Consider the following 22,875-nt stretch of genomic DNA (forward strand, 5'->3'; position numbering starts at 1 on the left):
ACGATCCGTCGATCCTTTATGTGATTGACGTCATATAGGTCGTATTGGTCACGACCCGGATTTCGGCGCCCGCACCTATAGTGAACGCGTGAAACGGCTGCTCAACGCCTCATTGGGCACCCAGCTCTTCGTCCTCCAGATGGTGATCGTGCTGCTCACGGTCGTCGGCACCGCGACCGTCTGGGTCGGCCACACCCGCCGCCAGCTCAACGAGCAGCACGAGCAGCGGGCCCTCGCCATCGCCGAGTCGGTGGCCGGGCTGCCCGGCGTCCGGGAGGCGTTCGACGACCCCCACCCGGAGCAGACGCTCCAGCCGATCGCGCTGAGCGTGCAGAAGGCCACCGGCGCCGACTACGTCGTCATCGCCAACCGCGACGAGATCCGCTACGCCCACCCGAACGCCGCCCTGATCGGCCAGAAGTTGTCGACCGACGGCAGCGAGGTGATGAAGACGGGCGAGGAGTGGACCGGCGTGCAGACCGGCACCCTCGGCACCTCGGTCCGCGGCAAGGCCCCGATCTTCGGCCTCGACGGCCAGGTCATCGGCCTGGCCAGCGTCGGGATACTGGAGCAGACGGTCGCCGCCGAACTGGGCGACGCCCTCCCGCCGCTCATCTGGACGGTCTTCGGCGTGGTGGTCCTGGGCTCGGCCGCGGCGGCGTTCATCACCCGGCGGGTGCGCCGCCAGACCTTCGGCCTGGAGCCCAAGGAGATCGCCGGCCTGCTCGAACAGCGTGAGGGCGTGCTGCACGGCGTGAAGGAGGGCGTGGTCGCCCTCGACCTCGACGGCCGGATGACCTTGATCAACGACGCCGCGCAGGAACTCCTCGGCGACGTCCCGGGCTCCCTCGACGACCTGCCGTCCAACGACCGCCTCCGCGACGTCATGGCCGGCGACGACGTCGGCGACGACCGGATCGTGCTGCGCCACGGCCGCACCCTCGTGCTCAACCGCACCCCCGTCGAGGTGCGCGGCCAGCACCGCGGCTGGGTGGTGACGCTGCGCGACCGCACCGAGCTGATCCGCCTCTCCCATCAGCTGGACGAGGCCAGCAACACCACCGACATGCTGCGCGCCCAGGCCCACGAGTTCGCCAACCGCATGCACACCGTGGTCGGCCTGCTGGAACTGGGCGAACAGGAGATGGCCGTCCGCTACATCACCGAATCGGCCGGCGGCCAGTACGCCGCCGACATCCGCGAACACGTGAAGGACCCGACCCTGGCGGCCCTGCTGCTGGCCAAGTCGGCCCAGGCGGCCGAACGCGGCGCGGCCCTGCGCCTGGCCGACGACGCCCGCGTCGACGAGGGCACCCTGGGCGACCCCCACGACGCCGTCCTCGTCGTCGGCAACCTGGTCGCGAACGCCCTCGACGCCCTCGACGACACGGGCGGCACGGTCGAGGTCTGCGTCCGGACGACCGAGGAGGGCCTGCACGTGCGGGTCGGCGACGACGGCCCCGGCATAGCGGCCGACCTGGCCGAAGAGGTCTTCAGGGAGGGCTTCACCACCAAGGCCGCCCAGTCGGGCCCGCGCGGCCTGGGCCTCGCGCTGACGCGGCAGGCCTGCCTACGTCGCGGCGGCTGGGTAAAGGTGCACAACGAGCGCGGCGCCGTCTTCACCGCGTTCCTGCCGAGGCGGTCAGGATGATCAAGGTTCTCGTCGTCGACGACGACTTCATGGTGGCCCGCATCCACGTGGGCTACGTCGGCCGGGTCCCCGGCTTCTCCGTCGTCGGCACCGCCCACGGCGGCCGCGCCGCCATCACGGCGGTCGAGGACCTGCGCCCCGACCTGGTCCTGCTCGACGTCTACATGGCCGACATGTCGGGCCTGGACGTCCTCCACCACCTGCGCGGCCTGGCCCATCCCGTCGACATCCTGATGATCACCGCCGCGAACGACATGGACACCGTGAGGGCCGCCCTACGCGCCGGCGTGGTCAACTACCTGGTCAAACCCTTCACCGCAGCGGAACTGACCGAACGCCTCGACCAGTACGCCCAGTCACGCCGCCGCCTGGCCGCAGCAGGCCCGGCCATGCAGGAGGACATCGACCGCCTCTTCGGCGGCACCAACCGGGGCGCCGCCCTGCCCAAGGGCCTGTCGACGGCCACGTGCGCCCTGGTGGCCGACGCCCTGCGCACCAACGGCGGCGACCTGTCGGCGGCGGAAACGGCGGCGGCGACGGGGTTGTCACGAGTGAGCGCACGGCGGTACCTGGAGTACCTGTGCGCGACGGGGCAGGCGGAGCTCCGGCCGAGGTACGGCACGGCGGGCCGCCCGGAACACCGCTACCGCTGGGCCACATAAATCGCTTTATGCCGGTGGGCCCTCTTTGCTACCGTCGCCCTGCCAGTCAGGCCGATCAACGGGAGGGGACGTCATGCGGTATGCCGCCGTGCCCCTCCGTACCTTCCAGGTGATCCGCGTGTCTTCCGGTGCCCGGCTTCGGCTGCGCGCCCGATTCCGGCTGGCTCTCTCTTCGTAGAGGGCTTCATCGCGCCGTCCTTTCCGGATTCACCTCTCGAAAGAGAAACGGCCATGACTCTCCGCAACATCGGCATCCTCGCCCACGTGGACGCCGGCAAGACCACCGTCACCGAGCGTGTCCTGTTCGCGACCGGGGCGACGTACAAGCAGGGTGAAGTGCACCATGGCACCACCGTCACGGATTTCGACCCGCAGGAGCGGGATCGCGGGATCACGATCTTCGCGGCGGCGGTGACCTGTCACTGGCGGGGCGCGCAGATCAACCTGATCGACACCCCCGGGCACGTCGACTTCTCCGACGAGGTCGAGCGGTCGTTGCGGGTGCTCGACGGGGCGGTCGCGGTGTTCGACGCGGTGGCGGGGGTGGAGCCGCAGAGCGAGGCGGTCTGGCGGCGGGCCGACCGCTACGGCGTGCCGCGGATCGTGTTCGTCAACAAGATGGACCGGCCCGGGGCCGATCTCGACGCGACGGTCGAGGCGATCCGGCGGCGGCTGCATCCGGTGCCGCTGGTGCTCGGGCGTCCCGGCCTGGTCGAACAGGTGGCGGAGCGACATCCCGACGTCCTGGACGAATACCCGAACGTCTCCCCGGCGACGCTCCAGCGGGCGTTGCGCGAGCTGACCCTCTCGGGCGAGGCGGTCGTCGTGCTCAGCGGGTCGGCCTACCGGAACCAGGGCATCGAGGCGCTGCTCGACGCCGTGGTGGCCTACCTGCCGGAGCCGCGCGTCGAGGAGCGGCCGTTCTCGGGGCTGGTGTTCAAGGTGGCCGAACGCACCGCGTTCCTGCGGGTCTACTCGGGCACGTTGCGCAAGGGCGACACCGTCCTCGACGCGACGACCGGGAAGACCGAGCGGGTGTCGCGCATCCTGCGGATCCAGGCCGACCGGCACAGTGACCTCGACCGCGCCGAGGCGGGCGACATCGTGGCCGTCACCGGACCCAAGTCCGTGCGAACGGGCACGACGCTGACCGACCCGGCCGCGCCGCTCGTGCTGGAGCCCCCGTCGACGACCGAACCGGTCGTGTCGGTCGCGGTCGAGGCCGCGACCGGGGCGGAGCACCAGAAGCTCGCCGTCGCGCTGGCCCGCCTGGCCGACGAAGACCCATCCATTCGTGTACGAACCGACCCGGAGACCGGCCAGACCATCCTGTCCGGCCTGGGAGAACTCCACTTGGAGGTGGCCGTGGAGAAGATCCGCCGCGACCGCGGCCTCACCATCCGTGTCGGCGCCCCGCAGGTCGCCCTGCGGGAGACCGTCGTGACGGGCGTGACCGGCGTCCTCTACCGGCACGTCAAACAGGACGGCGGCGCGGGCCAGTACGCCCACGTCCGCCTCGACGTCGAACCGTGCGCCGAGCCGTTCGCCTTCGCCAGCACGGTCGTCGGCGGCCGGGTGCCGAAGGAGTACGTGAAAGCGGTCGAACAGGGGTGCCGCGACGCCCTGGCCGAAGGACCCCTCGGCGGGCACCCGGTCATGGGCCTGCGGGTGACCCTGACCGACGGCGCGACGCACGTGAAGGACTCCTCGGAACTGGCCTTCCGCACGGCCGGCCGCCTCGCCCTGCGCGAGGCGCTGCGCTCGTGCGAGATGGCGGTCCTGGAACCCGTCACCGAGGTGACCGTGACGGTCCCCGACGATTTGGCAGGCGGCGTGCTCGGCGACCTGGCCGCGAGAAAGGGCCAGGTCTCCGGGACGGAGGCCAGACCGGGCACGGTCGTCATCACGGCGACGGTCCCGCTGGCCGAGGTCTTCGGCTACGCGACCCGGCTCCGCAGCCGCACCCAGGGCCGAGGAGCCTTCACGACGAGACCGGCGGGGTACGCCCTGGCGGCAGCAGGAAGATCGCGGTGATCAGGAGGAGGACCGCGAGGACCGGGGCGAACGGGCGGCTGACGACCAGCAGCATGGCCGTCGCCGCCGCGCCGATCGCCAGTGCGGCGATCTGCCGGAGGGCCGTCACGAACGTGTCCCTCCGGCCGGTCGCCAGGTCGTGGAGGGAGGTGGTCAGCACGCCGGTCATGTACGTCGTGTTCGGGTGCAGCCCCAGCATCATCGCGCTCTGGCCGCCCATCGCGATGCCCGCCAGGGCCAGCAGGACCAGCTGTCCTGACAGGTCGGGGCGGGTGCCGGTGCCGATCCAGCCGACGGCCACGACGACGAGGAGGACCAACTCGGCGATCAGGCCCAGGGTGCGTCTCGAACGGAAGGTCACCGCCCAGGCGTAGGCGCCGGCGCCGAAACCGGCCACGGCCGTCAGGGCGGCGAGCCACCTGCCCGACGCCGCCGTCACCACGTTGCCCGTGATGATGCCGGCGAAGGCGCCGCCCAGTTCGAGGAAGGTGAAGAGGTCGACCGCGCCGGCGCAGCAGGCCAGCGCGGTCGTACCCCACATGATCCGCATGTCAGGGGACGTACCCCCTAACGGCCCTGCAGCGCCTTCACGTTGTCGCCGAAGGTCCAGTTGCGGGAGCCGTCCCAGTTGATCGACCAGGTCATCAGGCCCTTGAGCTGGCCGTTGAAGCTGTTCCACGCCTGCGACACCAGCGACGTCGACATGTGGCCGCCGCCCGCGCCGACCTGGGCCGGCAGGCCGGGGACCTGCTTGTCATACGGCACCCGGATCGTCACGCCCTGGATCACCAGGCCGTTGTTGAGGCAGGTCGTCTGGGCGACGAAGCCCTGGACGGTCCCGGCCGAGTAGGAGTCGCCGGAGCAGCCGTACATCGACCCGTTGTAGTACTGCTGGTTCAGCCACCACAGGCGGCCGTTGTCGGCGTACTTCTTGATGATCGGCAGGTACGCGCCCCAGATCGAGCCGTAGACCACGCTGCCGCCGGTGACGTAGGCGGTCTCCGGGGCCATGGTCAGGCCGAAGTTCGACGGCATCTGCGCGAGCACGCCGTCGATGATCCTGATCAGGTTGGCCTGCGAGGTCGAGAGCTGGTTGATGTTGCCGCTGCCGGTCAGGCCGGTCTCGATGTCGATGTCGATGCCGTCGAAGTTGTACCGCTTGAGGATCGGCACGATCGTCGCGACGAACCGGTCGGCCACCGTGGCCGACGACAGGTCGATGCCCGCCGTGGCCCCGCCGATCGACATCAGGATCGTCGCGCCCGCCGCCTTGGCGGCGCACATCTCGGCCGGGGTGGCGACCTTCACGGTCGCGTCCATGCCGTCCTCCCACAGGACCGTCCCGTCAGAGCGGATCACCGGGAAGGCGGCGTTGATGACGTTGTAGCCGTGCTGTTTGATCCGTGAGTCGGTGATCGGGATCCAGCCGAGCGGCGGGTGCACGCCGTTGACCGCGCCGTCCCAGTTCTCCCAGTAGCCCTGGAGCACCTTTCCGGAGGGCTTGCTCTTGACCGCGCAGGTCGGGCCGTTGGTGGGGGTGACCGTCGGGGTGGGCGAAGGACTGGCTGAAGGCGACGGCGACGGTGATGGCGACGGAGACGGGCTGGGCGACGGTGATGGGCTGGGGTTGCTGCCGCCCGGACCGTCGAAGCTGATGTCGTCGGCGTAGTAGGTGCCCTGGCCGTACCAGCCGTGCAGGTAGACCTGTGCCGTGGTCTGCCCGGACGCCGTGGTGAAGTTCAGGGTCAAGAGCTTCCAGTCGGCCGACGACGTCCAGACCGAGCTGCCGCCCTGCACGCCCAGGTAGACGTAGTTGCCCCGGACCCACGCCGTCAGCACGTAGGCCGTGTTCGGGCGCACCGACACGTTCTGGCTGCACCGGGCGTTGTCCGACGCGCTGGCCGCACCCGCGAGAGCTCTGGTTCCGGTACGAACAGGGGAGGTCGCCGCCGACCCGAGGCCACCCGTACACGTCCAGGGAGAGAGCGAACCCGATTCGAGCCCGGGGTTGGCGAGCAGGTTGGCCGCGTTGGCCTGCGAGGGGATGAACAGCGCGGCCACCAGGGCCAACGCCAAGAACACAGCACGTTTCACGAGGAAACCCTTCTGTCGCCCGGGCAGCGCAGATCACCGGGGGTGGGATGCGGGCCACGGTGACTGGGGCTCGCGAGCAACAGCAGTCGAATTATCTGACGATGATCGTGATACGTCCATAGGGTGATTTGTCGGACCCGGCTGCCAGACTGCCCGCCATGATCACAGCACCCGCCCGATCTTCACCGTCACCTGGGTGCGCGGATGGGACGTACACGAGACCGACGTGGCGGCCCTGACCTGTACAAGCGCGACCTCGTCGTGGTCGCGGCCGCCGGTGACCGGGTGGTGGCCCTGCAGGTGGGCGGCTGGTGGTTCGCGTTCGACGGCGAGCTGAACGAGGTGACGGCGACGGCGGGGAGGCCGTCTCGGTGATGCGGCACGACCGGTCGCACGGTCACTTCACGCACAGTCCGGGTCAGACGTAGCCGCCTTCGATGAGGCTGCGGCCCGTGTCGGCGATGACGTCCTCGACCGGGCGCGGGTTCCAGCCGAGCACTGACCGGGCCTTCGTGTTCGACAGGTGCCGGATGCGGCCGACGTTCTTGGCCAGTTCGGCCATGCGGTCGTCGGTCTCGGCCAGCTTCCTGACCACGTCGTCCGGGAGGAGCTCGGTCGGGGTCGTCGCGCCCAGGCGCTCACGCAGGACCTGGGCGATGTACGCCATCGACACCGCGTCGCCCGACGAGCCGAGGAAACGCTCGCCCGCCGCCTTCGGCGAGGTCATCGCGCGCAGGTGGAGGTCGGCGGCGTCGCGGACGTCCACCATGCCGAACCACATGTTCGGGATGGCCGGCATGCTGCCGTCGAGCAGCCCGGCCAGGATCCTGATCGAGCTGGCGTAGCGCGGTCCGGTGACCGGGCCGAAGATGCCGGTCGGGTTGACGACGGCGAGTTCCATGGCTCCCCGGTCGAAGTCCCAGGCCGCGCGTTCGGCGATCACCTTCGACTTCGGGTAGGCCGCGATGTCGGCGTCGGGGCGGGTCCAGACGTCCTCGGTGAAGGGCCGGCCGGTCTCCGGGTGACCGTAGCCGATGGCGGCGAACGACGAGGTCACGACCGTCCGGCGGACCCCCGCGTCGCGCGCCGCGCGCAGGACGCGCAGGGTGCCGTCACGGGCTGGGATGATCACCTCGTCCTCGTGGTCGGGCTGGGCGGCCGGCAGGGGGGAGGCGACGTGCAGGACGTAGTCGCAGCCCGCCACGGCCTCGTCCCACCCTTCGTCGGACGTCAGGTCGGCGACGAACGAGGGCACGCCGTCGACGGGGGTGTGGCGGACGGTGGTCCGCACGTCGTATCCGGCCTCTTGGGCGGCGGCGATGACGCGGGTGGCGAGGAAGCCGGTCCCGCCGGTGATCAGAACTGTTTCCATACCTGTGACGATACGATAGAAAACGGACAGTCGACAACGCGTTTTCGATAAGGAGCCCTCATGCGCAGCCGCCTCACCGAGGAGCGCGAACGCGAACTGCTCGGCATCGCCCTGGCCCTCGTCCGCGAGAAGGGCTACGACGAGGTGACCATCGACGACATCGCCAGAGCCGCCCGCGCGAGCACCGCGACGCTCTACCGGCGGTGGGGCGGCAAGGCGAAGATGGTCATCACCGCCGTGAAGGTCAGCAAGCCCGCCCGCCCCGAGGAGATCGACACCGGGAGCCTGCGCGGAGACCTGCTGGAGGCGACCGGCCGGGGGACCGTGCCCCGCCCGCTGACCGGCCTGGCCCAGGCGGTTCTGGTCGACGAGGAACTGCGGGCCGCCTTCCACGAGCTGATGATCGAACCGGAGCTCGCGGTGTTGCGCCGGGCCCTGGAGCGGCACGTCGCGGCGGGCGAGATCGACCCCGCCAACCCGGTCCTGGCCATGGTCGACCGGCTGCTCATCGGCCCGCTGGTGGCGGAGGCGTTGTGGCTCGGCGACACTCCGGGCCTGGCCGAGCGGCTCGTCGACGAGGTGGTGCTGCCGCTGCTGACCAGAAAGGTCTGAGTTTGCCTTGGCGGGCATTCCGTGGGGTCCCCCCGACGGCCACGTGGGACGTGGTCTGCCTACCCGTAGGTAATGTGACTTGTGTGTTGATGTCGTGACCAAGGAGGGGAACGTCCATGGTCGACAAGTGGAAAGTCAAGCGTGCGCTCGCCGACGCGATCAACGACCATGACATCGCGCGCATGCTCGATCTCTTCACCGAAGACGCCGCCTACGTCTCGCCGGCGGGACTGGCGGAGGGACGCGACCAGATCGTCTGGCTCTTCGAGCAGTTCTTCAGAGGGTTCCCAGACCTGCGCCTCACGGTCTGGTACGAGGCGATCGACACCGACAACCCCCTGATCGTCGAGTGGACGGCCACCGGCACCCACACCGGCCCCTTCCTGCTGCCCGACGGCCGCGACCTGGAAGCGACCGGCCGCCGCATCACCCTGCGCGGCACCTGCGCCTCGTTCGTCGACGACGACGGGAAGATCGCCACCCACCGCGAGTACTTCGACCAGCTGGAACTCTTCTCCCAGCTCGGCCTGCACCTGGCGGTGGACGAGTCGGCCGTCGCCTGACCCTCAGGCCGGCGACTTGAGACCGGTCGCCGTGATCGGCATCAGCACGGCCTTACCCGTCAGGCGGCCGGTCAGTCGCGTCAGTCCGGCCGGGGCGAGCGCCGACGTCGGTTCGGTGTAGACGCCCGCGCGGCGGAAGCGTTCGTGGGCCGTCCACAGGGCCGCGTCGTCGACGGCCAGGACGTCGGTCGCGTGCGCGATGATGGCCCGGCCCCGGGGTGGGTGGGCGATCTTGACGCCCTCGGCCGCCGTGTCTCCCACGACGACCTCGACCGGCTCGGGCCCGTCGGTCACCAGCGGCGCGCAGGCCGTCGACTGGATCGCGTAGATCTCCGGCACCCGGTCGGTCAGGCCCGCCGCCCGCAGGTCGGCGAAGCCGTGGGCGAGGCCGAGCATCAGCGTGCCCGCTCCGACCGGCAGCACGACCGCGTCGGGCACCCCCATCTGTTCCCATGCCTCGAACGCGAAGGTCCTGGTCCCGGCGATGAACATGGCGTGCCAGGCGTGCGAGGCGTAGACGTCTCCGGTGGCGCGGGCGTGTTCGACGGCCGCGTCGGCCACCGCCTGGCGGGTGCCGGGAACGGCGTGCAGTTCGGCCCCGTAGGCGGCGATCTGCCGCAGCTTCCCGGGTGAGGCCGAGGCGGGCGCGTAGACGTGGCACGTCAACCCGGCTCGCGCACTGTACGCCGCCAGCGCCGCCCCCGCGTTCCCCGAGGAGTCGATCACGACCGACGACGCGCCGTGGGCCGCCAGCCAGGACACCAGCACGGCGGTGCCGCGGTCCTTGAAGGAGCCCGTCGGCAACGCGCCCTCCAGTTTGAGGGTCAGGTCGAGCCCGTCCCAGGGCATGCGCACCAGCGGGGTCGTCGGCTCGCCGAGCGAGACGCCGTCGACGGCCGGCAACCAGTCGCGGTAGCGCCACACCCCCTCTCCGGCGGGCGACCCGGCGAGCGGGATCGAGGGCACGTCGAGCGGGCCTCCGCAGGAGGGGCAGGCCCAGGCGAGGGGGTCGGCGGCCACGTCGCAGGAGGAGCAGCGCAGGTCCATCGCATCAACGTACATAACGGAAACCAGCCGTGAGCCCCCCGGGCCCACGGCTGGTTCCGTTCAGAGGAAGGTCAGTTGATGATGAACTGCGTGCCCGGCTGGCGGACGATGTCGCCGTCGGCCGAGTTGGTGATGGTCACGTTCGTGAGGGTCGCCGTGCCGCGGGCCCCGGACATCGCCAGGATGCCCGCGCCGTTGTTCGACTTGTCGATCTTCACGTTGGTGATCTGGGCGGTGACCTCGCCGCCGCCCGTCTTGAACTGGATGCCGTCGTAGGTCGAGTCGACGATGTCGGTGTCCCGGATGGTCACGCCCGGGATGCCGGTCGACTGGGCGAACAGGGTGATCGCGCCGAACTCCTGGTCTTCGTTCCAGAACGCCCCGCCGGTCCGGTAGAGGCCGTTGTTGGCGATCAGCGTCGTCCCGCTGAAGGGGATCGGGTCGTGGTCGGTCGCCAGCATGATGCCGGGGTAGTTCGCGGTGTCGTAGATCAGGTTGTTCTCGATCTTGTTGCCGAAGCCGCCGTAGACGGCGATGCCGTTGGCGCGCCAGGGCAGCTGGATCGTGTTGTTGATGAACTGGTTGTTGGAGCCGATGTCGACCGAGACGTCCTTGACGTACTTGGACGCCCACACGGCCAGCGCGTCGTCACCGGTGGTCCGGAACGAGCTGTTGAACACCTTGGAGTTGCGGGTGCCGTTGGCGAAGTTGATGCCGTCGGCGTAGGTGTTGCGGATGCGCATGCCGCTGAACTCGACGCCGTTGCCGGGGCCCCAGAGCTCGGGGATGTTCGAGTAGTCGCGACCGGCCCAGACGCCCACGTTGGCGTGCTCGATCCAGACGTTGGTGATCTTGGTGCCCACGCCGAACCGGCCGTTGAGGCCCACGCCGCCCTCGGCGCCGCCGGGTCCGCCGCGGATGCGGCCCGAACCGAAGATCGCGATGTCCGAGATCTGGGTGTTGTTGTCGATGTCGAAGCCGAAGTTGCCCTCGTGCGGGTGGTTGATGCCGCCCTGGACGAGGTGCGGCTCGACGGTCGTGTAGAGCTGCGAGTGCCACATGCCGGCGCCGCGGATCGTCACGTTGCTGATGCCGACCTGGTTGTGGGTGCCGCGGTTCAGCGGGTCGTCGGTCAGGATCTTCTGCTCCTGCCGCCACTGGCCCGCCGGGATCCACACGCAGCTGATGACGCCGTTCTGGTCGTCGGTCACCGCGCGCTGGATGGCCTGGGTGTCGTCCTGGCCGTCGTTCGGGACCGCGCCGTACTGGGTGATGCTGGTGCAGCCCGAGGGCTGGCTCAGCGGGGCGGCGACCTGCTCCAGGTCGATCAGGTCGATGATGTAGAACGCGGCGTCGTCACTGGCGTCCCGCTGGAGGCGGAACTTGGTGCCGACCGGGTAGCTCTGGCTGAGCAGGGCGTTCGACTCGTCGAACAGGCGGCGGGCGTCGCCGCCGGGGGTCTGCCCGAGGCCCTCGGGGTCGTCGGTGGAGCCGTACAACCACGAGTGCTTCGAGCTCAGCGTGATCTTGCGGTTGAACGTGCCGTTGATGTAGAGGCTGATCGTCTTGTCCTGGCCGCCGCCGCCCGCCGCGTCGGGGATGGAGTTGCGGATGACGATCGAGTTCGACGGCACGGTCGAGGTGAACTCGACGTACTGGCCGGTGCTGTTCAGGCGTACCGAGCTGCGGCCGCTCGACTCCGAGGCGAAGTTCGTGTGCCCGAAGGTGCGCAGCGCGTCGGCGGTCAGGACCGTCCCGTTGTGCTGAGCGGCCTCGGCCTCGTACTCGGTGTACGGCACCGCGGCGCCGCGCCCGACCACGATGGCCTGCGTGAAGGTGTTGTTCGACTCGTTGGTCTCGGAGACCGCGCCGGTGGCGTCGGCCGTGGCGGTGATGGTCGCGCCGCCGCTGGTGGCCGTCCACGTCCCGCTGATCGAGACGGTGGCCGTGGCCCCCGCCGCGATCGTGCCGGTGGCGCCGTTCAGGGTGGTCGAGCCGACCGTGACGCGGGTGGTGCTCGCGCCGGCCGCGTCGATGCCCCGGTTGTTGACCGAGACGGTGAAGCTGACGGCCTGGCCGACGGCCGGGTTCGCCGGGTTGGACGTCACGCCGGTGACCTGCAGGTCGGGGCCGGGGGCCTGGGCGACCGTGAGCTGGGTCGGCGCGGTGAAGGTGTTGTTGGCCTCGTTCTGCTCGAACACGGTGCCGTCGGGGTCGACCGTCGCGGCGACCGCGTAGGTGCCCTGCGGGCGGGCGCCGACGTTCTGGGTGAACGTGGCCTGGGCGCCGGCCGCCAGGGCCGGGATGCTCACCGTGCCGACGAGGGTGCCGCCGACGGTGACGTTCACGCTGTCGGCCGGGGAGGCCGAGGTGCCGTTGTTGCGCACCGTGCCGGTGACCGTGATCGCCTGCGTCTCGTTGGGCGAGGTGGGCGACCAGCTCAGCGCGGTGACCTGGAGGTCGGGATTGGGCGCCGGGGTGCCGAACACCTGGAACTCGGCGATCTGGCCCGCCGGTGCGCCGGTGTTGCTGGTGATCCGGAGCTGCACGTCGGCCGTGGACGCGGTGACCGGGATGGTCACCGTGTTCTGCGCGGCCGGGTTGAAGGTGTAGCCGGTCGCGCCGACCAGGCTGGTGTAGGTCGTCGCGGCCTGGTCACGGCCGAACACCTGGATGTTCTGGGTACGCGAGCCCCACGCCGACGACGGGTTCAGCTTCAGCACCACCGAGGTGATGTTCGCGTTCGACCCGAGCTTCACCGTCAGCACGCTGGGCCAGACGCCGGACGCGCCCTCCCAGTAGGTGTCGAGGTTGTTGTCGTTGGCGTTGGCCGCCACGAACGAGTGCACGTGGCCCGACTCGGTGATCTCCTTGCCCTGGGCCAGGTTGGTGCCCGTGGGCGGGTTGGAGCCGGTCCGGGTCACCGTGTTGCTCAGCGGGCCGAGGTTGCCGGCCGCGTCCTTGGCCCTGACCTGGTAGGACACCGTGACGGTCGCTGACTGGTTGTCGGTGTAGACGAGCGAACCGGTGCCGACCTGCGCGATGTAGTTGCCGTCGCGGAGGATCTCGTAGCCGATCACGCCGACGTTGTCGGTCGCCGCGCCCCACGCCAGGCGGATCTGGCCCGACGCGGGCTCGGTGTAGCTGAGGGTGCCCGGCGCGGAGGGCGCCTGCGTGTCGCCGCCCGACTGCCCCTGGCGGGTCACCGAGTTGCTGTTGCCCGAGGTGTTGCCGGCGGCGTCCCGGGCGCGCACGTGATAGGTCACCGTGGCCGTCGAGGGCTGGGTGTCGGTGTACGTCAGCACGTTGCCCGCGACCGTCGTGACGAGCGAGCCGCCACGGAAGACCTCGTAGCCGGTCACCGCGACGTTGTCGGTCGAGGCGCCCCAGGCGAGCCTGATCTGGTTGCTCGCCGGCTCGGTGAAGCTCAAGGTGCCCGGGGTGGACGGCGCCTGGGTGTCACCGGGGGTGGTGGGCCCGTAGACCTCGAACTCGGAGATCTGCCCGGCGGCCCAGCCGGTGTTGGCGGTGATGTTCAGGCGCACGTACCGGGTCGAGGTCGCGGTGAAGTTGATCGTCACCGTGTTCCCGCTGGCCGGGTTGAACGTGTAGCCCGCCGACCCGACGATGTCGGAGAAGCTGGAGCCGTTCGTGCTGCCCTGGACGGCCAGGGTCTGCATCCGCGTCGCCCAGCCGGAGGCGGGCAGCTTCAGCACCACCCGGTTGACCGAGGTGGACGCGCCCAGGTCGACCTGGAGCCACTCGGGGAAGACGTTGTTGTTGCTCTCCCAGTAGGTGGCCTGGTTGTTGTCGTTCGCGTTCGAGGCGACGTAATTCTGCGACACCGAGCTGCCGGTCATCGTACGGCCGGAAGCAAGATTGCCGCCGGTGTTGCCGCCGCCGTCGGTGGCATAGATCTCGAACTCCGAGATCTGGGCGGCCGGCCAGCCGGTGTTGGCGGTGACGTTGACCCGCCAGTAGCGGTGCGTCGCCGAGCCGAAGTTGATCGTGACGGCGTTCCCCGTGGCCGGGTTGAACGTGTAGTTCGCCGAGGCCACGACGGTGGAGAAGGAGTTGCCGTCAGAACTGCCCTGGACGGTCAGCGTCTGGGTGCGGGTCTGCCAGGCGGAGGCGCCGGGCACCTTGAGCACGATCTGGTCCACGGCGGTGGCACTGCCGAGGTCGATGCGGGCCCACTGCGGGAAGCTGTTGTTGACGCTCTCCCAGTAGCTCGACTGGTTGCCGTCGTTGAGGTTGGAGGCGGCCTGACCTGCGGTGGAGCTGGAGACCGCGGTGGCCTTGCCCAGAGACAGGTTGGGTCCGCCGGCGGCGGACGCGGGCGGGGCGAGGAGCCCAGACGCGACAAGGCCGGCGGCGACGACGGTCGCCACCAGCCTCAAAGGTCCGTGCAGCTTTCTCATTCGCGTTCTTCTCTCGTCAGGGTCGACAGGTGGAGACACGGATGGGGGCGGGCGCACGGACGCAGTGCAGTCCCTGAAGAGTTGCGAGAAACAGAAAGAAATTAGACGACAAATTGCAAGATTCTTGCGTAGTGCTGGTCGAATGTTACATATGTGCTACGGGGCCGTCAATGTTCCGGTCACCTGCGGCTGAAGCCGCTGCGGTAGGCCCACCCGACCGCCTGGGTCCGGCCGCGCCCGCCCAGCTTGGTGATATGGGTCTTGACGGTCTCCACCGAGACGTCCACGGCGAGCGCGGTGAGCACCTCGGCCTCCTGCTCGGTCAGGCCGTGCTCCACCGAGCCGTTCACGGCGGCCGTGGGCGAGTGCGGTGAGCACCTCGGCCTCCCGCTCGGTCAGGCCGTGCTCCACCGAGGCGGGCCGGGCCGCGAGGATGCCCATCGCGTGGCCGGGGCCGCCGGCAGCACGTCGCCTCGCGTCGGTCGCGTCGAGGACGCCCCTCTGGTGACGGCGCGCGGGCGCCGGGCAGCCCCGCCGGGTGCCCGCGCGCCGTCGGCATGTGGCGACATTTCCGGATTCATTCTCCGAGGACCGTCGCCGCCGCACCTCCCTCCGCAGAGGGAGACCGCCTCCTCCGACTCGTCCTTCGTCTCTCCTCCGTGAAGACGACCGCGTACTGGTTCCTGCTGACGGCGGCGGCCGTCGCGGTCGCCGTCATGGCCTTCGCGCCCATCAGGACAGGCGAGTCGGGGCTGGCGGGCGACGTCCGCGCTGGGGTCGTTCGAGGCGGCGTACATCCTGGTGCCGTTCCTCTGCTGGGCACCGAACCTGGTCGTGGCCGAGTGGTTCGTCAGGCGATGCCGTAGATCGCCAGGAAGAGCCGCAGGCGCGGTACGTCCTCCTGCGTGAGCAGCGTGTCGAGCATGGCGACCACGGGGGCCCGGTCGCGGCCGGCCAGGCGCTTGCGCAGCAGCGGCGGGATCGCCCGGTTCAGTTCGGCTAGCGCGAGTGTGCGGATCTCGCCGTCGGACCGTTCGGCGATGTCGAGAAGCCGCACGACGGCCTCGTCGTCCTCGGCGGGCGGGCGCAGGCTGGTCCGCCAGGCCGCGATGGCGGAGATGCCCGCCGCCAGGGAGGAGATGAGGGCGCTCATCGAGGTCACCACACCCGAGCCGACCCCGAACGACGTCATCGTCTGCGACGTCAGCGTGCCGAACGAGATGACCCCGGCGACGACGACGAGCCCGAGGATGAGGTAAATCGTTAAGTTCGAGCGCATTCGATCAGGTTATGATCGGGAACATGATCGTTGGAAAGGACGACACCACCTTCATCTGGTGAGTGTCCCGACGCGGCGAGACGCCGCCTCCATCCGCGAAGAATGGCTCAGGGTCGCCCTGTCGACCGAGCCCGCCGACCGTCCCGAAGCCGAAGCGGCCATCGCCGGCCTCTACCGGCTGAACGGGCTTCCCCCGCCCGGTTTCCACTGGGTCTCCTCGCCTCCCGAGTTCCCTCCCGGGGCGCTGACGCGCCTGTTCGACGCCCGGCGCCGGAGCATGACGCGCGACCTCCGCGCCGGTCTGGCGGTGACCTGGAAGCGGAGGGAGCAGGTCCTCCGGCTCGTCCGCTGGCCGCTGGCCGGTAGCCGGCTGCCTTTCAGGCTGGTCGTGTACGACCACGACCCCGAGTGGCGAGACGTCCACGACGTGTCCTGGCTGGCCGAATTCGACTGCCTGCCCTGGGTGCCCGGGGTCGAGGGCATCGACCTGTGGGAACGGGCCGCCCGCGCGGGCGGCTGGTGGGTGCCCTACCGCGACGTGTGCGTGGTGGTGGACCGGCCGCGGGTCGTCCACACCCAGCCGGGACCGGCGGACGGCCAGGTGGTCGTCCACCGGGAGGACGGACCGGCCGTCGTCTACCGCGACGGCTCCGGCGCCTACGCCTGGCGCGGCACGGCCGTGCCGCCCTGGGTGATCGAGCGTCCGGCGGCCGACCGGATCGCGGCCGAACCCGAGCCGGAGATCCGGCTCGCCGCGATCCAGCACATGGGCTGGCCCGAGTATCTCGACCAGACCGCCGCGCGGCTCATCGGCGCCGCCCCCGACCCGGGCAACGACGCCGAGCTGCGCCTCTACGACACCCGCGACCACCGGGTCCTGGTGGTCGTCAACGGGACCGTCGAACGCGACGGCACCCGCCGCCGCTACGGGCTGGTCGTCCCCGACGACAGCGCCGACCCGGTCGAGGCCGCCGCCTGGACCTACGGAATCACCGCCCCGCTCTACAAGCAGCTCGTGAGGAGGACATGATGATCACACTCGACGCCCTGTCCGCGCGTACCGGACGAACCTTCGACGACCACCTCGACCGGAGCCTGACCATCCCGGTCCTCGACGGAATCCAGGCCCAGGGAGACCTCCTGGTCATGCCGGCCGTGTTGCTGGGGGCCTCCGACTGGCGGCCGGTGCCGCCGGAGGGGCTGGTCCTGCTCGACGGCGTCCACCCGCACGTGCTGGTGGCCGACCCGGGCACCTGCCGCTGGACCGACGGTCCCGACGGCCCGGCGTTCGCCGCCACCGCTCCCGTCTATCTACTGCATCCCGAGCACGGGGCGACGGGGTTCGCGCCGGGCCACTACGTGACCCACCGCCAGCGCGAATGGCGGGAGACGGACTGGTCGCCGGTCTTCGACTGACCACCCGGGGCGGGCCGCCCTCAAGTGGCCGGTCCGCCCTTAGGGTGCCGGTGTGCCCGACTTCCTCACCGAGACCCGCGCCGGATACGACGCCCTCGTCGCCGAATACGTCGACCTGTTCATGGACGACCTGGAGACCAACCCGTTCGACCGATCGGCGCTGGGGTTGTTCGCCGACCTCGTCCCGCCCGGCCGTGTGCTGGAGGTCGGATGCGGGCCGGGGCGGGTGACCTCGTGGCTGCACCGGCGCGGCCTCGACGTCTCGGGCGTCGACCTGTCGCCCGGCATGCTCGCCCACGCGCGGGCGACCTTCCCCGACCTCGTCTTCACCGAGGGCGACATGCGCTCCCTCGACCTGCCCGACGCGTCGCTGAGCGGCCTGGTCGCCTGGTATTCGATCATCCACATCCCGGCCGAGTTCCTGCCCGGGGTGCTCGCCGAGTTCCGGCGGGTGCTGGCGCCCGGCGGCCTGCTCATGGTCGCCTTTCAGGCCGGTGACGAGATCCTGCGGGTCCGGGACATCGACTTCCGCCGCCTCGACCCGGCCGTGATCGCGGGGCTGCTCGCCGAGGCCGGGTTCGCGCCGGTCGCCCAGGGGATCAGGGAGCCGCGCGAGTCGGAGAAGGTGCCGCAGGCCTGGCAACTGGTCAGGGCCGGCCAAGCGGTGCTCGGTTAATTGTCGGTGTGCAGGGTGATCCTCGACGAGAAGGGCACCTCGCTGCCCGCCGACGGGTCCTGCCGGGTGACGAACCGCGACTCGTCGTCGAAGGTCACCTCGCTCCGGTCGAGCAGCCAGTAGCCCGACTCCTGGAGCTTGGCGACGGCCTCCGGCCACCTCAGTCCGGTCACGTCGGGCAGCGTGCCGCCCTTCTTGACCAGCTGTTCCCGGGCGTCGGCCCGGCTGGCGTAGTAGCCGTCGACGGAACCGATCAGCACACCGCACCCGCCGCCCAGGATGAGGGTCGCGAGCACCACGGCCATGATCACGGATGAGCGGTCGCGCTCGCGGAGCGGCGGGGCGGTGTCGTTCATGCAGACAATCTGACGTTGTTGGGCACGGGCCGAAATACCTGTTACCGAATCGGCATTTGCCCGACGATGACAGTCGCGTCAAGGTCGGCGGAAGAGGTGATGAGGGGCTCCAACCCGGCTTTCAGCACCGCCGCGCAGGCGCCGGCCGCCTGCTCCTCCGAGGTCTCGACGAGGACGCAGCCTCCCGGCGCCAGCCACTCGGGCGCCAGCCGGAACACCCTCCTGATCAGCGCCAGCCCGTCTTCGCCCCCGTCGAGGGCGACCAAGGGCTCGTGCAGCCGCGCCTCGGGCGGCAGGTAGTCGACCTCGTCGGTCGGCACGTAGGGGGCGTTCGCCACCAGCACGTCGATGCGCCCCCGGAGGAGCAGCGGCAGCGCCTGGTAGAGGTCGCCCTGGTGGATCAGCGCCTGGGGCACGTTGCGCCGGGCGCATGCGACGGCCGCCGGGTCGATGTCGGAGACGTGCAGGATCACGCCGGGCACCTCGGCGGCGACGGCGGCCCCCACGGCCCCCGTCCCGCAGCAGAGATCGACCACGACCGAGCCCGGCCGGGCCCGCGCGATGGCCTCACCGGCCAGGAACTCGGTACGCCGCCGGGGCACGAAGACCCCAGGGTCGACGGCGACACGGAGATCACGGAACCGGGCCCAGCCCAGCACCTGTTCGAGGGGGAGACCCGCCACCCGCTGGCCGATCATGCGGCGCAGTTCGTCGGGGGAGCCGGCGGTGGAGACGATCAGCCGTGCTTCGTCTTCGGCGAAGACGCATCCGGCGGAGCGGAGTTCGGAGACGACTGAGGAGAGGGACACGAGACCTGCCTTCCTGGGCGGAACTGGGCGGGAATGGGTCTCACCTCCTCAAGTCGAAGCTCACTACGAAACGCCATCACCCTACCGCACGCCCGACAAGGCGCCGAAAACGGGTGGGCGAATTGAACGGTGATCTGTACCGTCTTTAACGTCGGTTCGCGGATGGCGCGGGTCGAAGACAATCGGTTATCGACTCCGGATCGAGAGGTCGCGGGTTCGAATCCCGCCCGGGGTGCCACCTGCCCCGGTAGCTCAGCGGTTAGAGCACTTACACCGGTCGTCACACCATATCCGCGCCATTCTCGCACCGGCACTGGACGGGTCGAAGTCGTTCGGTTATCCCAACGCGGCGGTTGCGGGTTCGAATCCCGCGGGCTCGGTGAATCGAGCTCTAGTTCAAATGGCAGAGCACCGCGACATCGGTCGGCATTGCATATCCGTCCACTCTTGATAACGGAGGAATCGCCGTGAACGACATTCGTGACCCCCTCGCCGACGTTTCCGAGATCGGCGCGAAGAAGGTGGAGAACGCCGCCGGCGGCGTCGTCTTCGAGAAGGACCTGTGGCAGCGGGTCGAGGACTTCCTCATCCTCGGCACGACCGGGGGCACCTACTACGTCGACGGCGGCAAGCTGACCGAGATCAACGTCGGCGTCCTCTACAAGGCGCTGCACACCGACGGCCCGCGGGTGGTCGAGATGCTCACCGAGATCTCCACCTCCCGGCCGCCCCGCGCGCCCAAGAACCAGCCCGCCCTCTTCGCGCTCGCGGCCGCCTACGCGCGCGGCGACGAGGCGACCCGCCGGGCCGCCAAGTCGGCGCTGCCGAAGGTCGCCCGCACCACCGACCACCTCGCGACCTTCTTCGGCTACTACAAGAACCTCGGCGGCAAGCGGACCTCGCGGGGCACCAGCCCCGTGATGGGCCGCTCGCTGCGGACCGCCCTCGGCTCGTGGTTCCTGCAGGGCGAGCCCGACGACGTGGCGTTCAAGGTCTGCAAGGCGGGTCAGCGCAAGACGCCCTCGGGCGAGTCGTTCGCGCTGCGCGACGTGCTGCGGATGGCCCACCCGGCGGGCGACAGCGAGCAGCGCAAGGTGCTGTTCGGCTGGATCGCCGGCAACGTCGGCGACGACGCCGCCCGCGCGGTGCTGCCCTCGGTCGACCGGTTCCTCACCGCCAAGGCCGTCACCACGGTCGAGGAGGCGACCCGGCTCGACGTGCCGTGGGAGTTCCTGCCCGACGCGATGCTGACCGAGCCGAAGGTCTGGGACCACCTCGTCGACACGATCGGCCTGACCGCGCTGCTGCGCAACCTCGCCCGGATGACCCGCATCGGCACGCTCGTGCCGCTCGGCGACGCCACCCGGCGCGCGGCCGCCCGGCTCACCGCCTTCCACCAGCTCCGCAAGGCGCGTGTCCACCCGCTCGACGTGTGGCTCGCGATGCGCGTCTACGCCTCGGGCCAGGGTCGGGGCGGCACGACGTGGACGCCGGTCCCGGCGATCCTCGACGCGCTGGAGGAGGCGTACGAGAAGTCCTTCGGCGTCGTCAAGCCGACTGGCAAGAAGCTGCTGCTCGCGGTCGACTCGTCGGGCTCGATGACGTACGCGCGGTGCGTGGTCGGCGGCTCGCCCATCGGCACGCCGTACGAGGTCGGCTCGGCCATGGCCGTCATGCTGGCGCGCATCGAGAAGGGCAACGTGCACGCCATCGAGGTCGACACCGCGGTGCACCGCTCGAAGGTGAGCGCGCGCACCAACCTGCGCGACATCGCCACGTGGCGGGCGTCGGGCGGCGGCACCGACCTGTCGATGCCGTTCCGGCACCTGCTCCGGGAGCGGATGAACGTCGACGGCGTCGTCGTCTTCACCGACAACGAGACGTGGGCGGGCCGGGGCGAGCCCGCGGACCAGTTCGACCGCTACCGCAAGACGGTCAACCCGCAGACGCGGCTCGTCGTCGCGGCGATGACGGCGGCCGGCTACTCGATCGCCGACCACACCGACCCGAACTCGCTCAACGTCGTCGGCCTCGACGCGTCGCTGCCGATGATCGTGAACGGTTTCGTCCGCTAACGGGCCCGCTGGAACGCCTTGCCGGCCCGGGTCGCGACGCCGTCCTCGGTGAACAGCCCGCTGTTCGGTTCGGCCTCCTTGGCGGGGAGGCCGAACCACGCGTACCGGTGCACGTAGGGCAGTGACGCGAGCATCTTCGACGAGGCGGCCAGGAAGGCGGCCTGCTCTTCGTCGGAGGCGTACTGGGCGCCGTCGGAGAAGTCGATCAGGGCGTACTCGGTCAGCCAGATCGGCTTCTTGTACCGCTGGTAGACGTTCTGGAGATAGCTCTTGAGCTGCTGCGTCGCGGCCGAGGCGCGGAAGTCGCCGCCGTACCAGTGCAGCGTGACGAAGTCGACGCGGTAGCCGTTCGCCTTGGCGCCCTTCATGAAACGGTCGAGCCAGCCGCCCGGGGTGTCGCCGCCGAAGGCCACGCCGGGGGAGCCGAGGATCTTCCCGGCCTTCTCCAGCTGCGGCCACAACTCCAGGGCGCGTTCGACCGTCATGTTCGACTGCTGGGCCAGGTCGGGCTCGTTGAAGCTCAGCAGGTACGGACCCGCCTTCTTGGCCTCCGCCAGCGCCTTCGGCGTGACGCTGTCGGCGCCCCAGATCATCGGCACGAACTCGACGTTCCTGGGGGTCTGTACGCCGTTCTGGTGGGTCGCCCAGGTGTAGTACCAGCGCGCCCCCGACTTGGCCAGCGAGTTGCTGACCCCGTTCATCGGCCACACCCCGACGCCCTTCTTCACCGCCGGGGCGGCGGGCGGCGGAGGCGGCGCCTCGGGCGACTTCGACGGCTTCGGCGAGGGCTTCTTCGACGGTTTCGGGCTCGGGCTCGGCTTGCGCACGGGCGTCTTCGACGGCGTCGGGCTCTCGGCGACCACCACGGGCGGGGGCACGGCGACGGGTTTGGGCGGCGCGGGGCTCGTCCAGGGCTGCAGGACGAACACCCCCGCCGTCACCGCCGCGGCGCCGGCGGCCGTGAGCGGGATCCAGAGGTTCTTGGCCGCCACGGCGGTCGTCTTGATCGTCACCGGTACGAGCTTGCTGAGCAGGAACCCGGCCGGCACCGCCACCAGGGGCAGCCCGAGCAGCAGCCGCTCCAGGGGCACCATGCCCTGGGTGCGGCGGCCGCAGAACGTACACCCCCTGATGTGCCGGGCGAACCGTTTGCGCCACAGCGGCGACGGCACCCCGTCCCAGCCGAGGAACATGCCCCGGAGCTCGGGGCACTGGGCCTGCGCGTTCAGGCAGCGCACGACCGACTGCGCGATCTGGATCTGCTCCTTCATGCGCTGCACCCGCACGGCCGCGTGCTTGGCCGACAACCCGAGCGACGAGGCGAGGTCGGCGCGCCCGAGTTCCCCGGTCTCCTCTAGCCACCAGAGCGACAACAGCGCCCGGTCGTCGGGGTCGAGCCAGCGGGTCGCCTCGGCGACCTCGCGCCGCTGGTCGGTCAGCCCCAGCTGGAGGATGGTCAGCCCGGCGAAGTCGGAGGCGGGGTCGGCCACCTCGGTCGCCGTGTCGAGGTCGGTCCGGCGGTGGTGGGCGGTGCGCTTCTCGGCTTCGTGGTCGCGTACCTGCCGGACCGCGATCGCCACCAGCCACGAGCGGTAGGCGTCGAGATCCCGCAGCCCCGGCAGCCCGCGGACCATCCGGATCAGGGTCTCCTGGACGACGTCGTCGGTGTCGTTGTGCCCGTTCAGCGCCCGTCCGACGATGTTGTAGACGAGCGGCAGGGAGTCGGCGACCAGGCGGTCGAGGGCAGCCTGATCCCCGTCGCGTGCCGCCGCGACCATCGCCGTGTCGGGTCCGCTCCTCGCTGGCAT

21 protein-coding genes are annotated in these 22,875 nt (G+C 70.3%); 11 read left to right on the forward strand and 10 right to left on the reverse strand.

Features of this window, described 5'->3' with window-relative positions:
• Window positions 1-88 precede the first annotated feature (88 nt).
• The 3 genes from AW274_RS10385 (at window position 89) to AW274_RS10395 (ending at window position 4,347) form a co-directional block, all read left to right on the forward strand.
• Window positions 89-1,651: an ATP-binding protein gene (locus AW274_RS10385; protein ID WP_063813211.1), complete on the forward strand. Its 1,563-nt coding sequence runs from the start codon at window positions 89-91 to the stop codon at window positions 1,649-1,651.
• The gene (locus AW274_RS10390) at window positions 1,648-2,313 is read left to right on the forward strand and encodes a response regulator (RefSeq protein WP_062430831.1); all 666 of its coding nucleotides are present in this window, start codon (window positions 1,648-1,650) and stop codon (window positions 2,311-2,313) included. Before AW274_RS10385 ends, AW274_RS10390 begins: the two co-directional genes overlap by 4 nt.
• A 231-nt stretch (window positions 2,314-2,544) precedes the next feature.
• On the forward strand, window positions 2,545-4,347 hold the full coding sequence (locus tag AW274_RS10395) for an elongation factor G (RefSeq protein WP_062430832.1): 1,803 nt from the start codon (window positions 2,545-2,547) through the stop codon (window positions 4,345-4,347).
• Here AW274_RS10395 and AW274_RS10400 read toward each other — a convergent pair.
• Window positions 4,295-4,897: a DUF1275 family protein gene (locus AW274_RS10400; RefSeq protein ID WP_062430833.1), complete on the reverse strand. Its 603-nt coding sequence runs from the start codon at window positions 4,895-4,897 to the stop codon at window positions 4,295-4,297. The genes AW274_RS10395 and AW274_RS10400 overlap by 53 nt on opposite strands.
• A gap of 17 nt (window positions 4,898-4,914) precedes the next feature.
• Window positions 4,915-6,441 carry a glycosyl hydrolase family 18 protein gene (locus AW274_RS10405; RefSeq protein ID WP_157519986.1) on the reverse strand — a complete coding sequence of 509 codons (1,527 nt, stop codon included), beginning with the start codon at window positions 6,439-6,441 and terminating at the stop codon, window positions 4,915-4,917.
• A 204-nt stretch (window positions 6,442-6,645) separates the two neighbouring features.
• On the opposite strand from AW274_RS10405, the gene AW274_RS40155 reads away from it, so the two are divergent.
• Window positions 6,646-6,816: a hypothetical protein gene (locus AW274_RS40155; RefSeq protein WP_157519988.1), complete on the forward strand. Its 171-nt coding sequence runs from the start codon at window positions 6,646-6,648 to the stop codon at window positions 6,814-6,816.
• 43 nt (window positions 6,817-6,859) lie between these two features.
• On the opposite strand, the gene AW274_RS10410 is transcribed toward AW274_RS40155, so the two are convergent.
• The gene (locus AW274_RS10410) at window positions 6,860-7,813 is read right to left on the reverse strand and encodes an NAD-dependent epimerase/dehydratase family protein (protein WP_062430835.1); all 954 of its coding nucleotides are present in this window, start codon (window positions 7,811-7,813) and stop codon (window positions 6,860-6,862) included.
• 60 nt (window positions 7,814-7,873) lie between these two features.
• On the opposite strand from AW274_RS10410, the gene AW274_RS10415 reads away from it, so the two are divergent.
• Together AW274_RS10415 and AW274_RS10420 are read left to right on the forward strand one after the other, a co-directional pair.
• A complete protein-coding gene (locus AW274_RS10415) occupies window positions 7,874-8,425 on the forward strand; it encodes a TetR-like C-terminal domain-containing protein (RefSeq protein ID WP_062430836.1) in 552 nt (183 codons plus the stop codon).
• Between the two features lie 116 nt (window positions 8,426-8,541).
• Complete coding sequence (locus AW274_RS10420) at window positions 8,542-8,988, forward strand: ester cyclase (RefSeq protein ID WP_062430837.1); 447 nt, start codon at window positions 8,542-8,544, stop codon at window positions 8,986-8,988.
• Between the two features lie 3 nt (window positions 8,989-8,991).
• On the opposite strand, the gene AW274_RS10425 is transcribed toward AW274_RS10420, so the two are convergent.
• From AW274_RS10425 to AW274_RS40160, 3 genes are all read right to left on the reverse strand, one after another.
• Window positions 8,992-10,050, reverse strand: coding sequence for a threonine synthase (locus AW274_RS10425; RefSeq protein ID WP_083973976.1), 1,059 nt, complete (start codon window positions 10,048-10,050; stop codon window positions 8,992-8,994).
• Between the two features lie 56 nt (window positions 10,051-10,106).
• The gene (locus AW274_RS10430; RefSeq protein WP_062430839.1) at window positions 10,107-14,456 is read right to left on the reverse strand and encodes a galactose-binding domain-containing protein; all 4,350 of its coding nucleotides are present in this window, start codon (window positions 14,454-14,456) and stop codon (window positions 10,107-10,109) included.
• A 179-nt stretch (window positions 14,457-14,635) separates the two neighbouring features.
• Window positions 14,636-14,806: a helix-turn-helix domain-containing protein gene (locus AW274_RS40160; protein WP_157519990.1), complete on the reverse strand. Its 171-nt coding sequence runs from the start codon at window positions 14,804-14,806 to the stop codon at window positions 14,636-14,638.
• 309 nt (window positions 14,807-15,115) lie between these two features.
• Between AW274_RS40160 and AW274_RS40165 the strand changes: the two genes are divergently transcribed.
• Entirely contained in the window at window positions 15,116-15,322 is a 207-nt protein-coding gene (locus AW274_RS40165) for a hypothetical protein (protein ID WP_157519992.1), read from the forward strand.
• Here AW274_RS40165 and AW274_RS10435 read toward each other — a convergent pair.
• The gene (locus AW274_RS10435; RefSeq protein WP_062430840.1) at window positions 15,307-15,735 is read right to left on the reverse strand and encodes a hypothetical protein; all 429 of its coding nucleotides are present in this window, start codon (window positions 15,733-15,735) and stop codon (window positions 15,307-15,309) included. The two genes, AW274_RS40165 and AW274_RS10435, sit on opposite strands and share 16 nt — an antisense overlap.
• Window positions 15,736-15,793: 58 nt before the next feature.
• Here AW274_RS10435 and AW274_RS10440 point away from each other — a divergent pair, with 58 nt between their 5' ends.
• Genes AW274_RS10440 through AW274_RS10450 form a run of 3 tightly spaced genes read left to right on the forward strand, consistent with a single transcriptional unit; the run spans window position 15,794 to window position 17,827 of the window.
• Window positions 15,794-16,765, forward strand: coding sequence for a DUF6745 domain-containing protein (locus AW274_RS10440; RefSeq protein ID WP_062430841.1), 972 nt, complete (start codon window positions 15,794-15,796; stop codon window positions 16,763-16,765).
• On the forward strand, window positions 16,762-17,151 hold the full coding sequence (locus tag AW274_RS10445; protein WP_062430842.1) for a DUF8820 family protein: 390 nt from the start codon (window positions 16,762-16,764) through the stop codon (window positions 17,149-17,151). The genes AW274_RS10440 and AW274_RS10445 overlap by 4 nt, the downstream gene beginning before the upstream one ends.
• A 52-nt stretch (window positions 17,152-17,203) precedes the next feature.
• Window positions 17,204-17,827 (forward strand): class I SAM-dependent methyltransferase, encoded by a 624-nt coding sequence (locus AW274_RS10450; RefSeq protein WP_062430843.1) that lies wholly within the window; start codon window positions 17,204-17,206, stop codon window positions 17,825-17,827.
• Here AW274_RS10450 and AW274_RS10455 read toward each other — a convergent pair.
• Together AW274_RS10455 and AW274_RS10460 are read right to left on the reverse strand one after the other, a co-directional pair.
• On the reverse strand, window positions 17,824-18,183 hold the full coding sequence (locus AW274_RS10455; RefSeq protein ID WP_062430844.1) for a PASTA domain-containing protein: 360 nt from the start codon (window positions 18,181-18,183) through the stop codon (window positions 17,824-17,826). The genes AW274_RS10450 and AW274_RS10455 overlap by 4 nt on opposite strands.
• Window positions 18,184-18,224: 41 nt before the next feature.
• Window positions 18,225-18,992, reverse strand: coding sequence for a putative protein N(5)-glutamine methyltransferase (locus AW274_RS10460; protein ID WP_062430845.1), 768 nt, complete (start codon window positions 18,990-18,992; stop codon window positions 18,225-18,227).
• A gap of 467 nt (window positions 18,993-19,459) precedes the next feature.
• Between AW274_RS10460 and AW274_RS10465 the strand changes: the two genes are divergently transcribed.
• Window positions 19,460-21,067 (forward strand): TROVE domain-containing protein, encoded by a 1,608-nt coding sequence (locus tag AW274_RS10465; protein ID WP_062430846.1) that lies wholly within the window; start codon window positions 19,460-19,462, stop codon window positions 21,065-21,067.
• Here the strand turns inward: AW274_RS10465 and AW274_RS10470 are convergent.
• A complete protein-coding gene (locus AW274_RS10470; RefSeq protein ID WP_062430847.1) occupies window positions 21,064-22,875 on the reverse strand; it encodes a sigma-70 family RNA polymerase sigma factor in 1,812 nt (603 codons plus the stop codon). The two genes, AW274_RS10465 and AW274_RS10470, sit on opposite strands and share 4 nt — an antisense overlap.

It is taken from the genome of Herbidospora daliensis (genome assembly GCF_001570585.1).
In the GTDB taxonomy this organism is placed as follows: domain Bacteria; phylum Actinomycetota; class Actinomycetes; order Streptosporangiales; family Streptosporangiaceae; genus Herbidospora; species Herbidospora daliensis.

What these genes read in the sequence shown, in the direction of transcription:
- AW274_RS10410 (WP_062430835.1), bottom strand. Translation starts at nt 7,813, where the DNA reads ATGGAAACAGTTCTGATCACCGGCGGGACCGGCTTCCTCGCCACCCGC.
- AW274_RS10455 (WP_062430844.1), bottom strand. Translation starts at nt 18,183, where the DNA reads ATGAACGACACCGCCCCGCCGCTCCGCGAGCGCGACCGCTCATCCGTG.
- AW274_RS10425 (WP_083973976.1), bottom strand. Translation starts at nt 10,050, where the DNA reads ATGTACGTTGATGCGATGGACCTGCGCTGCTCCTCCTGCGACGTGGCC.
- AW274_RS10430 (WP_062430839.1), bottom strand. Translation starts at nt 14,456, where the DNA reads ATGAGAAAGCTGCACGGACCTTTGAGGCTGGTGGCGACCGTCGTCGCC.
- AW274_RS10400 (WP_062430833.1), bottom strand. Translation starts at nt 4,897, where the DNA reads ATGCGGATCATGTGGGGTACGACCGCGCTGGCCTGCTGCGCCGGCGCG.
- AW274_RS10445 (WP_062430842.1), top strand. Translation starts at nt 16,762, where the DNA reads ATGATGATCACACTCGACGCCCTGTCCGCGCGTACCGGACGAACCTTC.
- AW274_RS10435 (WP_062430840.1), bottom strand. Translation starts at nt 15,735, where the DNA reads ATGCGCTCGAACTTAACGATTTACCTCATCCTCGGGCTCGTCGTCGTC.
- AW274_RS10395 (WP_062430832.1), top strand. Translation starts at nt 2,545, where the DNA reads ATGACTCTCCGCAACATCGGCATCCTCGCCCACGTGGACGCCGGCAAG.
- AW274_RS10390 (WP_062430831.1), top strand. Translation starts at nt 1,648, where the DNA reads ATGATCAAGGTTCTCGTCGTCGACGACGACTTCATGGTGGCCCGCATC.
- AW274_RS10420 (WP_062430837.1), top strand. Translation starts at nt 8,542, where the DNA reads ATGGTCGACAAGTGGAAAGTCAAGCGTGCGCTCGCCGACGCGATCAAC.
- AW274_RS10470 (WP_062430847.1), bottom strand. Translation starts at nt 22,875, where the DNA reads ATGCCAGCGAGGAGCGGACCCGACACGGCGATGGTCGCGGCGGCACGC.
- AW274_RS40155 (WP_157519988.1), top strand. Translation starts at nt 6,646, where the DNA reads ATGGGACGTACACGAGACCGACGTGGCGGCCCTGACCTGTACAAGCGC.
- AW274_RS10415 (WP_062430836.1), top strand. Translation starts at nt 7,874, where the DNA reads ATGCGCAGCCGCCTCACCGAGGAGCGCGAACGCGAACTGCTCGGCATC.